We start from the raw sequence: 11,503 nt of genomic DNA, 5'->3' as shown, positions 1-11,503 counted from the left end.
TACTCACCTATATAAGCGGTAATGATTTTCTCTTGTGATGAGTAAAAGTATATATAACGTTCACTTGACGTATATATAATGTGCGCTTATCCTTCACTAACTTATTATTGTATTAGAGCTATAGGTCATAATTGACAGATACTTTACTACATGTATAGCACTGCAATTAAGTCTGTTTACTTTACAAAGAGAAAGGAAAGAAAGGTAACTATTATGGGAAATAATACATTTAAACTCACCAAGCTAGCTCTAGCAATTGGTCTTACAGCTACTCTAAGTGGTTGTTTTAGCGATAATGACGATAATGATTACGTTAAACCACCAGAGCCACCGGTACCAACGGTAAAAGCGCCTGTTGCTGATACACCTGCTGCTCTTACATTTTATGTTGCTGGTAACGTTGTTGATTCTGAAACTGGTGAAGTAGTTGCTTCTACTGTAAAGTTTTTAGAAGCAGGCGTAGCTTCAGCTAATGTTGTTGCCCTTAATGGCGACGCAATTACTGAAGTTGCTACAACTGACGGTTCTTTCACTTTCAACCTTGTTGAAGGCGCAGAGTTAACTCAACTAACTGCACTAGTGACAGCTGAAGGTTATGCTTCAAACAGTGTTGTTGTTGATTTAAGCGACAAATCTGAAGTAGTTGATACGATTGTATCTCTAGTTAAATTAGATGAAAATAAAGTAACACTTATCAAAGATAAGAAAGTTACTGCTGCTGACGGTAAACTTGCTGCTCCTTTAGCTGAAACAGCTGGCGCTGCTACAATTGAAATCGGCACAGACGTAGAACTTCAAGACGCTGAAGGTAATGCTGTAACGGGTACTGAAGTTACACTTAACGTTGTAACTGCTGATATTAACGCTGCTGCAGGTAAAACTGCTGCTGTTGACTTAATCCCTGAAGGCTTAACTAATGCAGACGCAACTAAAGTAGTTGTTCCAGCTGCTTATATGAGCGTTGAAATGCTTGCTGGCGATACTAAGATTAAAAGTTTCTCAGAAAACATTTCTTTGACAGCTAACTTACCAGCTACATTTAAAACTATTGATGGTTCAATGGTTGAAGCGGGTGACAAATTTGACGTATCTTCATACAATGAAGAAACTGGCGTTTGGGCTAATGAAGCAGAGCAGGCAACTGTAGGCGCTGCAGGTGCATTAACTTTACCTGCTAAATTTGCTACTGACCACTTAACTGGTTTTGCACTAAGCGAAGCTCAAACAGCATGTAGCACTCCTATTTCTTATACCTTCACAGGCGATGCTGTTCCAGCTTCTGGCTTGTATGTACACCTTAATTCTTCAACTGTTTCTAAAAAGAAACTAGTTAAGAAAGCTCAAGGCAACCTTTATGGTGCAGGTGTTGTAGCTGATAATGCTGTTGCTAACGTATCTGTTAAAGATAAAAATGGTAACGTATGGGGCACTGTAGCTAATGCAAACCTATGTGGCGCAATTACAGTTGCTTTAGATAGCCCTGTTACTATCGTGGCTCAGAACTTAAACGTTACATATACCTGTTCTAACGCTGAAGTTGATAAAGATAAAACATTCCCACTTACTGGTGCGGTAGTTTTATATTCTCAAACTAAGAGAACTATTTCTACAGCTGTTGAAACAGCTGGCTCTTACGCGTTAACAGGCCTTGAAAGTGGTGTTACTTACGATGTTAAAGTAATTCCTACTGGCATCAATGTTGGCTTACAAAGCACTACAGTGACAGCTAACGGTACTGATTCTGCATTCAATATCGCTCGTGATAACTGTACTCTTGAAGACCGTGTAGTTACTGGTACTGGTACTGGTACTACTGGCGGAAGCTAATAGCTAAAGTCTTAAGTAAACTTTTTAAAGCCGCGCATTAGCGCGGCTTTTGTTTATCTGCTCAATTAGTTACTTTTTGTTTAGAGCATTTATTGTTAAAGTACTAGAATAAACTGGTTTTAAGGATTTAAAACCTAATTTTAATCAACTTTGGTTAATCACGTGACTTATAATAAAACAGCCCTCGCAGCATTTTGTGCACTCAGTGCAAGTACTTCAGCTTTTGCCGAACAACCTATCAATCACGGTATTGCATATAACGGTTTTACTGGTATTTTTCATACACCATCCGCGTCCGTTATGGATAAGGGAGTTGTTGATATAGGTTACAGTAACCAACTAGAAATTCGTGGTAAATACACTGATGGCCACAATTTCACTTTTTCTGCAGGGTTATTTGATGGACTAGAAGTCAGTGGTCGTATCGCCTCATCAAGCATGCATGATAATTTATTTAGCTCGAGTAGCCGTGGGCAAATTCGCGATTTATCATTTAATGCTAAATACCAAATTCCTTTTATCCCTAAAGACTGGTTTAGCCTTGCAGTAGGCGCTAAAGATTTTGGTGGTGCAGCAAATAATTATGAAGCATTTTATGCTGTTGCTTCTAAACAGTGGTGGGATTTTCGTTTTAGTGCCGGTGTTGGCACCTCTGATACACTAACAGGTCAGCTTGATGGTGCATTTGCCGGCATTGAATATCAACCTTTCACTTGGTTGTCGGTACTTGCTGAGCATGATGCTGAGGCATTTAATGTAGGTGCACGTGTAACAGTTCCAAAAGAATGGTTATACGATTTAGCGACGGTTTCATTTAACACCCGTTTATATTCAAACACTGAACTGGCCGATGATGATGTTTACTGGGGGGTTAACATTAGCATGCCTCTTAGTGATGAAGCGCAAGCGAACTATACGCCTGTGCAACCAGCGCCAGTACAACCAGCGCCAGTAAGGGTACAACCGACAGAAACACTAAGAAACAAAGCGCAGGAGCCACAACCTGCTAGTGTGACGGCTTACTCTGACAATCAACCTAATATTAATAAACAGCCAGCAACAGTCAGCTCAACGACAGAGAGCATTCAAACTGAGTCAGCGACAAATCAGCAATTACACAGTTTAAAAAGCGCTCTCGTAAATGATGGGTTTGAAAATATTCGGGTTGGTCTTTCTAGCGCGCAACTTCTCATTGTCGAATTTGAAAACTCTGTGTTTAACCGCAATGAAATTGACGCACTAGGTTTAGTACTAGGACGTATTACAGAGCATTTTAATCACAGTGATAATGAATTTGTAGTGCGTTTATCAAAACAAGATATCCCTCAACTACAAATAAAAGGCCGATTAGATAATTATCGCCGTTTTGTAAACGATAACATCACACCAGATTTATTGATTAGTAATGAGTTTACTGATCAAGATTTACCTACAGTAAAATGGGCTGGCAATGCGCCAAGCACAAGCCCTTATTTTGTCCCAAGGCTTTCATTTACACCATCATTGGCAACAACGTATGCAACTGAGCTGGGCGTATATGATTACTCATTAGCACTGCAAGCAGATTTGCATATGCCACTTTGGTACGGGGCAGGTATAAACGTGACAGGTCAGGTAAACGTCCATGACACTGACCATTTTGAAAAGGGTAAAATCTTTCAAAACTCTCGCCAAGAAACTGGCATAAAACGCGCCATCGTGTATCAGACTTTCGCGCTACCATTTAATATTTATAATCAAACTCAATTTGGTCTTTACCAAGATTACTTTGATTACATGGGTATTACCAATGAAACAGTATGGCAAAGCCCTGAAGGCCGCCATAAGTTAAAAGCTAAACTAGGCTACTTTGAGTATAAAGATTACAACACAGATAAACGTGATTACTCAGTGTATTCATACCGTTATTTTTGGGCAGAAAAAGATGTGTCATTCCATGTTTCAGGCGGGCAATTTTGGAACGAAGATAGTGGCTTTAAGCTAGAGACTAAATTCTGGTTTGGTGATGCCAATGTTGCACTTACATACAGTAATACAACGATAGAAAAAGTGGGTATCGGGTTTAGTATCCCATTAACATCGCGTAAAGATATGGATGCTGGTAACTGGCAAGTAAAAGGTACCAATAGCTGGAACCATAGCGTTCAAACCCGAATTGGCGACTCACATAACCAACTTGACTTTGGTAGTGCGACGACGCTTCGCTCAAGCATTGATATAGATAAAAACTTCTTGAATCAAGATCGCTTATCGAGCAGCTATGTTTATGCTCATCTAGCAAGATTAAAAGAAGCTTTTGAAACGTATAAATAACCTGAGCTCTAGGGCGTGTTGACCTTTCGTGATTGATTTTTCAGCAGTATGTTTGGTATTTAGGCAAGGCAGCGCCTATGCAGTGTGGTTGTTCCCCATAAATAGGCAATAACGCAGTATAAATGCCAAACATGCACTGCCCAAAGGGTTCTTCCTAGGGGCGATTGACTCTTTGTTGCCTACACGGATGTAGGTAAGGGGCGTGAGCAGGACGCGGAAGCTTTGCTCGGTTTTTACTTAGCCCGCTAGGTTACAAACCTCGCGCCGCGATTAAATCGCCCCTAGATTGAACAAATTTCAATCCACAAAGGTCAACACGCCCTAGAACAAAAAGGCCTTTTAAAAGGCCTTTTTTAATTTAAACAACTTATCGTACTATTTCTCAAGCAATATATCGTGAATTTTCACCAGATCTGTTTTCCCTGCAATAATTTCATCCGGTGTTAAACCTGATAGTTCATGCGGGAATACCAACCACTCTTCTGATTCATGAATGTAGTAATCTGGTTTCATATCTACTTTTGAGTTTTTTGGCTTGTAATACGGACAGGCAATACGAATATCTTTCGGTAAGTTTAAGCGCATTAGCTCTGATAGCTTTTCTTTAAGAGCAAAAATACTGCGCCCAGAATCAAATACATCATCAACAATTAGCAATGAATCACCCGCATTAGCGTTTTCAATGATGTAGTGTAAACCATGCACTTTGATTTCTTTCGATTGTTTATTAATACCGTAATATGACGAAGTACGTACCGCAATATGATCTGTCTCTATGCCTTTATAATCGTAATATTCTTGCACTGCGATACCAATAGGTGCACCACCACGCCAAATACCGATAATAAAATCAGGACGAAAGCCATCCTGGTAAACTTGCGCTGCTACGCGAAATGAATCTTCAAGTAATTGTTGCGCTGTGATGTAGCACTTATCTGACATAATTAGAATTCCCAGTGTGAGTAGATCATTTAAGTGTAGCCGATCTTAAAAAGATAATGGCGTACTTAAACTGCTAGTAGCGGTGAATTTTATCGTAAATAACGTGAAAAAGCTTGTTTCACTTTCGACATTAACGTTTTTACTCTAAAACAGGCTGCCCGCTATCAAAAGAATGAAACACAGCTACTTGATCAACAGCTTTTGTAATAGGGTAATAAGTGCAATGTTTCTGAAGGTTTTTGTAACGCTTTATAAAAATGGCATTCAACTTTCGCTGAATGCCATTTATTAATTAACAGGACTGAATGCGGTTGATTCAATCAACTATCTATAATTTACGCTTTTTCTAATAACGTACGTGCAACTGTTCGCATACCAACAGTTGTAGCGCCCGCAGCCCATTGACTCGTGCTGCCCATATTAAATGCTGCAGCTAAATCAATATGCACCCAGCCTTTACCATCATTTGGCACAAAACGTGATAAGAAACCAGCCGCGTTTGATGCACCACCATAACCGCCACCTTTTTGTGCTCGACTATTTGCAGTATCAGCATAAGGTGATGGGCAGTTTTGTTGATGCCACTTTTCAAGTGGTAGTGGCCAGCCTGCTTCCATTTCTTGCTCTGCAAAGCCTTCTACTTCACGTACAAACTCTTTATCTAGACCAAACAGCGCATTGTACTCTTGGCCTACCGCAACCAAGGCTGCGCCTGTTAGCGTAGCAGCATCGATGATCAATGGTGCACCTGTTTCACCTGCGGCCATTAAACCGTCAGCTAACACTAAGCGACCTTCAGCATCAGTATTAACAATTTCCACTGTTGTGCCATTTTTATACGTAAGAATATCGCCAAGTTTATAAGCATGACCAGAGATCATGTTCTCAGCGCAACATAAAAACAACTTAATGCGCTTTTCAATACCACGACTAATTGCCAATGCTAAACCAGCTGTTACCGTTGCTGCACCGCCCATATCGCATTTCATGCCTAGCATGCCTTCGCTCGACTTAATAGAATAACCACCTGAGTCGAATGTAATACCTTTACCAACTAACGCTGCGTCAACAGGTGCGTTTTCATCGCCTGTTGGATTGTAATCTAGTGCTAATAAAACCGGAGGACGCTCACTTCCACGACCAACAGCATGAATACCAATCCACTGCTGCTCAAGCAATGCATCACCTTTAATAATTTGATAGCTAACATGCTCTGGTGCTAGTGACTGAATAAATTCAGCCGCTTTTCCAGCTAAGCTTTCTGGGAAGATGTCATCAGCAGTGCCGTTGATCATTTCACGTGCCCATGTTGCTGAGCGTTTTAGCGACTCTAACTCTTTACTGTCGGTCTTTGTTGTTTGTGCAAACTCAACTCCGTGTAATGTTTTAGGTGACACAAACCCTTGGTAAAACGCCCATTGCGTCTCAGTACACCAAGTATCGCCAGCTAAAACAACATTTTTAATGCCTTGATTAGCAATGCTACGCGCCGCTTTTTGAACATTTTTTAATGTGTCTTGCTCTGTTAAGTGAACGCTTGCACCTTGCTCATTAAAAGATAATGTAGCGGTTTCGCCCCAATGCACTGCAGCACCCTGCTCGCTTAATTGAACAACAAATTTTTCAGTCATGTTAGAATACTCTTGCCCTTATAATAGTGACTTTGAGTTTACTATAGCCACAACAACTTCCCAACTGCTTGAGACTAAATAACCAAAATAATGAAATATTCAACGCCACTGCAACACGCCACATTAATTAAACGCTATAAACGCTTTTTAGCTGATTTACGCCTGCACGATAGTACAGAGTTTACAGCTCACTGTGCAAATACAGGTAAAATGACAGGCTGTGCTGAACCTGGTTTTACAGCCTTCTATTCTACCAGTAGTAACCTTAAGCGAAAATATCCACATTCTTTAGAGCTGACTAAAAATCAATTCGACCATTTTATATGCGTCAACACCGCTATAGCGAATAAAGTAGTTGAAGAAGCGCTGCAAGCCCAACTCATTGGTGAATTGTGCAACTACACAAACATACAAGCGGAAGTAAAATATGGGCAAGAAAATAGCCGCATTGATTTTTTGCTGCGCAATGAACAATTGCCACCGTGCTATGTAGAAGTAAAGTCGGTCACGTTGCTAAGTCAATCTGAACCTAATAGCGGCCAGGGCTATTTCCCTGATGCACAAACGCTGCGTGGGCAAAAACACTTACGCGAGTTAATTGAAATGGTCGAGCAAGGCCATCGCGCTGTATTACTCTTTGCTGTTTTACACCAAGGTATAGAGCAAGTAAGCGCTGCTGCGCATGTTGATGAAACATATGCGCAGCTATTAACTGAAGCAATGAGTAAAGGAGTTGAAGTACTTGCTTATAAAGCGAGCATTTCGCCTAATGAGATCCACATTACACATAAAATCCCTTTTATTTAAAACAAGCCTTGTAATTTGTACTTTTGCCCATATTAATAGGCAAGTTAAAAATCACGTTTGAAGTTAAAAAGTAGCCTACACTCTCTTTGTACCCTTTTTTAATCAACCGATATGATTTACGTACAGCCAATTAATTTAAAAATAAATTTGCCTAGGCCATAGGATTCTGTTATTTATAGCCGCCGGCTAAAGCTGGGTATTATATTAAGGATTTAGGAGAAAGTTATGCCAGACCAAAAAAAATTAGGGTTGTTGGCTCAGGCCGGATTAGAACCATACCAGGAAAAGCCGGGCGAAGAGTATATGAATGACGCACAACGCGCTCATTTTAAAACTATTTTGGAAGCATGGCGCAACGATTTACGCAACGAAGTAGACCGTACTAAATCGCACATGCAAGATGAAGCAGCTAACTTTCCTGATCCAGTTGATCGCGCAGCACAAGAAGAAGAGTTCTCATTAGAGCTTCGTACTCGTGACCGTGAACGTAAACTGATCAAAAAAATTGAAAAAACAATAATTCTTATCAAAGAAGATGATTTTGGATATTGTGATTCATGCGGGATTGAAATTGGTATTCGCCGTTTAGAAGCACGTCCTACTGCTGATTTATGCGTAGACTGTAAAACGCTTGCAGAAATCAAAGAAAAACAATCTGGACGTGGTTAATTACCTGTAATTAAATCAATGTCTACCACAGCCGTTACTGCGCCAATGCGCAATTATCGCGGTCGTTTTGCACCGTCACCTTCTGGGCCACTTCATTTTGGCTCACTTGTGGCGGCTGTGGGCAGTTACCTTGACGCTAAAAGTAACCAAGGTGCTTGGTTAGTGCGTATTGAAGATATCGACACGACTCGCGTTATAGAGGGTGCAGATACAGATATTCTCACCACACTGGAGGCCTATGGTTTACAGTGGGATGAAGACGTTGCCTATCAAACAAAGCGCCATCACTTATATGCTCACACCATTGAATATTTAAATAGCCAACAAGGCGTTTATGCATGCCACTGCTCACGTAAAGAAATTAAAGCCTTAGGTGGTATTTATCAAGGCCATTGCCAAAGTTTACAGCACTCACAACAAAATAGCGCATTACGATTAATACAACGCCACGCCACCTGCCACTATAATGATTTGATTCAAGGTGACATTAACGTTGATCACGCCCTCGCGCATGAAGACTATTTAATAAAGCGCAGTGATGGCTTATATGCTTATCAATTAGTTGTGGTTGTAGACGATATTGAGCAAGGGATCACCAACGTGGTGCGTGGCGCAGATTTACTTGAGCCCACAGCACGCCAATTAAGCCTGTTTAAGCAACTCGATAAACCCGCTCCTCGTTATGCACATTTACCTTTAGCTGTCGCCAAACCAGGCTTTAAATTATCAAAGCAAAACTATGCGCCAGCAATTGATAAAAAAAATCCAAAACCGGCGCTATTAAATGCATTCGAGTTTTTAGGTTTAGCGCCTAGCACTGAGCTACTCTCACTAAATATCGATGAAATGATGACTTGGGCAATCAACAATTACACCCTGCAAAACATTCCAAAAGTCCAGCAGATTCAAATTTCGCAACAGTTACAGAGTAAAGCGCCCCAGTTTACTCATTTATAGCGATAAAAATCACTTTTAAGCGTTAATTTTAAAACCTTCAACTTAATTTTTGAGCTGTACTGGTATATTATACCCAAACCACCTCAAGATGCAGAATTCAGCGTTTCACAGGGGCTTAATATCAAGGCGTTACTTTGCAATAATGGCCGTCCCTTTTAAGAAGTAACAACGATGAGAGTAAGTGCCTGTGAAATGCCCAATGGGTTGGTTTAAAAGCGATTTATACTGCGTTATTGATTTTAGCAAAGGAATGACCATTACTTGCAATCAATGCCTTGCCTAAATCGCTTTTAATTCCAACTGAAACTCGCATTTTGAGATGGCTTGGGTATATAGCCATCCTTAAGCCCAATGCGTTTTATCGCCAAGTATGCACATTACTCGTGCAGTTAATAACTAAATACAGCTATACTTGATCTGATTTTTGATGGTTATCCCCATCAAACAACCGAATTCTGTAGGAGACAGACTATTATTTCCAAGCTTTTTCAATTTTGTCGGCAAATTATGGGCCCATCAGCCACAGTAAACACCGAACAGCCCCAAGTCTCTGCGCAGCCTTTAATTATTGGACGCAATGAGCATGGCATTTCCCGCAAACAATTTAGCCCAAATGCAATCAAGGTATTATATCGTTTAAAAGACGGTGGCTTTGACGCTTACCTCGTTGGTGGTTGTATTCGTGATATTTTGTTAGGGCAACAACCTAAAGACTTCGACGTAGTCACTAACGCGACCCCAGAACAAGTGAAAAAGCTATTTCGCAACTGCCGCTTAATTGGTCGTCGCTTTCGTTTAGCACACATTGTTTTTGGCCGTGAAATTATTGAAGTCGCCACTATGCGTGGTCACCACGAAGCGCCTGTTGATAAAAATCAAACCAGTCAATCCAGTGGCGAAGGTCAGTTACTACGTGATAACGTTTTTGGAAACATTGAAGAAGATGCTGAGCGTCGCGATTTTTCAATCAACGCTTTATATTACTCTATTAATGATTTTTCAATTCATGACTATGCCAATGGCCTTGCGGCTATTAAAGCAAAACAAATAGAGCTTATTGGTGATCCGCAAACTCGTTATCGAGAAGATCCTGTGCGTATGTTACGTGCAGTACGTTTTGCCACAAAACTTGATATGAGTATTGCACCAGACACCGAAAAACCATTAACCGAATTAGCCAGCTTACTGGATAACATCCCATCTGCGCGTTTATACGAAGAAACATTAAAGCTATTTTTAAACGGCAAAGCCGAAGCAAACTTTTTAATGCTACGTAAATATGGGTTATTCAATGCATTATTCCCTGCCTTAGATGGTATTTTAGAACAAAATCCAGATGGCTTTGAACATGCATTTATTAAGCAAATGTTCCGTAATACTGATGAACGTATCAACGCAGAGAAAAAAGTGACACCTGCTTTTGTATTTGCTGCTTTGCTGTGGTTCCCACTTTTAAAAATTACCAAACAATTACAGCAGCAAGAACAATTATCAGAGTACGATGCTTTTCAACAAGGCATGAATAAAGTCTTAAGCGAAAGCGCACAACATGTTGCCGTACCTAAACGCTTTACTTTAGGCGCCAGAGATATTTGGCATATTCAGCACCGTTTGGACAAACGCGCTGGCCAACGAGCATATCGTCTAACTCAACAGCCTCGCTTTAAAGCTGCGTACGACTTTTTATTATTACGTGTTGAAGCCGGTGAGCAAGAACATACTGAGCTTGTGCAATGGTGGACGGAGTATTTAGCTAAAGATATTAACGGCCAAAAAGAACTAGTCAAAGCACTTGGTAGTCAAGGCGCGCCTAAAGGCCGTCGTCGTACTCGCCGTCGTAGCCCAAAACCTGCTGAGTAACTAAATGGAAATTGTTTATCTCGGTTTAGGGGCTAATTTAAATGCTCCTCGCAGCCAGCTTGATAACGCAGTGGCAGCACTTAAAGTGTTGCCACAGAGTAACTTTATCAACGTGTCGCATTATTACGCCAGTAAACCTATGGGCCCACAAGATCAACCTGACTATGTTAATGCTGTTGCGACAATTAAAACGTCGCTGATGCCAGAGCAGTTACTTGATTTAACCCAACAGATAGAGCTTGAGCACGGGCGTGTACGTAAAGCACAGCGTTGGGGCGCCCGCACCTTAGATATTGATATTTTATTATTTGGTGATCAACACATAAACTCTGAACGTTTAACCATACCTCATTATGGTTTAACCGAGCGCGAGTTTGTGGTTTACCCACTATTAGAAGTTGCCCCTGATCTTATTTTGCCAGATGGTACTAAACTAAAAAGTATTACTGCTACTTTGGCATTAAACGAATTACAACAATTACCTCTGTAATTAATTA

9 protein-coding genes are annotated in these 11,503 nt (G+C 40.6%); 7 read left to right on the top strand and 2 right to left on the bottom strand.

All coding sequences use genetic code 11. The features are described from left to right. Positions 1-213: 213 nt before the first annotated feature. Together ACJJVX_RS08390 and ACJJVX_RS08385 are read left to right on the top strand one after the other, a co-directional pair. Positions 214-1,827 (top strand): hypothetical protein, encoded by a 1,614-nt coding sequence (locus ACJJVX_RS08390; RefSeq protein WP_054204242.1) that lies wholly within the window; start codon positions 214-216, stop codon positions 1,825-1,827. Positions 1,828-1,989: 162 nt separating this feature from the next. Further along, positions 1,990-4,140, top strand: a complete 2,151-nt coding sequence (locus ACJJVX_RS08385; RefSeq protein ID WP_405631025.1) for a YjbH domain-containing protein — start codon at positions 1,990-1,992, stop codon at positions 4,138-4,140. A 375-nt stretch (positions 4,141-4,515) separates the two neighbouring features. On the opposite strand, the gene ACJJVX_RS08380 is transcribed toward ACJJVX_RS08385, so the two are convergent. Together ACJJVX_RS08380 and pepB are read right to left on the bottom strand one after the other, a co-directional pair. Further along, positions 4,516-5,082, bottom strand: coding sequence for a phosphoribosyltransferase (locus ACJJVX_RS08380; protein WP_054204243.1), 567 nt, complete (start codon positions 5,080-5,082; stop codon positions 4,516-4,518). Positions 5,083-5,417: 335 nt separating this feature from the next. Then, positions 5,418-6,713 carry an aminopeptidase PepB gene (gene pepB / locus ACJJVX_RS08375; RefSeq protein WP_054204244.1) on the bottom strand — a complete coding sequence of 432 codons (1,296 nt, stop codon included), beginning with the start codon at positions 6,711-6,713 and terminating at the stop codon, positions 5,418-5,420. 90 nt (positions 6,714-6,803) lie between these two features. Between pepB and sfsA the strand changes: the two genes are divergently transcribed. The 5 genes from sfsA to folK all read left to right on the top strand — a co-directional run bounded on the left by sfsA (position 6,804) and on the right by folK (position 11,496). Then, positions 6,804-7,520: a DNA/RNA nuclease SfsA gene (gene sfsA, locus ACJJVX_RS08370; protein ID WP_054454894.1), complete on the top strand. Its 717-nt coding sequence runs from the start codon at positions 6,804-6,806 to the stop codon at positions 7,518-7,520. A 225-nt stretch (positions 7,521-7,745) separates the two neighbouring features. Then, on the top strand, positions 7,746-8,189 hold the full coding sequence (gene dksA / locus ACJJVX_RS08365; protein WP_054204246.1) for an RNA polymerase-binding protein DksA: 444 nt from the start codon (positions 7,746-7,748) through the stop codon (positions 8,187-8,189). A gap of 18 nt (positions 8,190-8,207) precedes the next feature. Then, entirely contained in the window at positions 8,208-9,146 is a 939-nt protein-coding gene (gluQRS, locus tag ACJJVX_RS08360) for a tRNA glutamyl-Q(34) synthetase GluQRS (protein ID WP_054204247.1), read from the top strand. A 507-nt stretch (positions 9,147-9,653) separates the two neighbouring features. Further along, on the top strand, positions 9,654-11,006 hold the full coding sequence (gene pcnB / locus ACJJVX_RS08355; RefSeq protein WP_054204248.1) for a polynucleotide adenylyltransferase PcnB: 1,353 nt from the start codon (positions 9,654-9,656) through the stop codon (positions 11,004-11,006). A 4-nt stretch (positions 11,007-11,010) separates the two neighbouring features. Then, the gene (gene folK, locus ACJJVX_RS08350; RefSeq protein ID WP_054204249.1) at positions 11,011-11,496 is read left to right on the top strand and encodes a 2-amino-4-hydroxy-6-hydroxymethyldihydropteridine diphosphokinase; all 486 of its coding nucleotides are present in this window, start codon (positions 11,011-11,013) and stop codon (positions 11,494-11,496) included. Positions 11,497-11,503 lie beyond the last annotated feature (7 nt).

Origin of the sequence: Pseudoalteromonas sp. Ld20 (assembly GCF_045064175.1) — a bacterium.
Lineage (GTDB): Bacteria > Pseudomonadota > Gammaproteobacteria > Enterobacterales > Alteromonadaceae > Pseudoalteromonas > Pseudoalteromonas neustonica.
Note: the sequence above shows the minus strand (reverse complement) of the source record. Positions and strands in the feature narration are given on the sequence as shown.

Excerpts from the sequence above, each read along its gene's own strand:
- ACJJVX_RS08390 (WP_054204242.1), top strand. The coding sequence starts at position 214 with ATGGGAAATAATACATTTAAACTCACCAAGCTAGCTCTAGCAATTGGT.
- ACJJVX_RS08380 (WP_054204243.1), bottom strand. The coding sequence starts at position 5,082 with ATGTCAGATAAGTGCTACATCACAGCGCAACAATTACTTGAAGATTCA.
- pepB (WP_054204244.1), bottom strand. The coding sequence starts at position 6,713 with ATGACTGAAAAATTTGTTGTTCAATTAAGCGAGCAGGGTGCTGCAGTG.
- sfsA (WP_054454894.1), top strand. The coding sequence starts at position 6,804 with ATGAAATATTCAACGCCACTGCAACACGCCACATTAATTAAACGCTAT.
- dksA (WP_054204246.1), top strand. The coding sequence starts at position 7,746 with ATGCCAGACCAAAAAAAATTAGGGTTGTTGGCTCAGGCCGGATTAGAA.
- gluQRS (WP_054204247.1), top strand. The coding sequence starts at position 8,208 with ATGTCTACCACAGCCGTTACTGCGCCAATGCGCAATTATCGCGGTCGT.
- pcnB (WP_054204248.1), top strand. The coding sequence starts at position 9,654 with ATGGGCCCATCAGCCACAGTAAACACCGAACAGCCCCAAGTCTCTGCG.
- folK (WP_054204249.1), top strand. The coding sequence starts at position 11,011 with ATGGAAATTGTTTATCTCGGTTTAGGGGCTAATTTAAATGCTCCTCGC.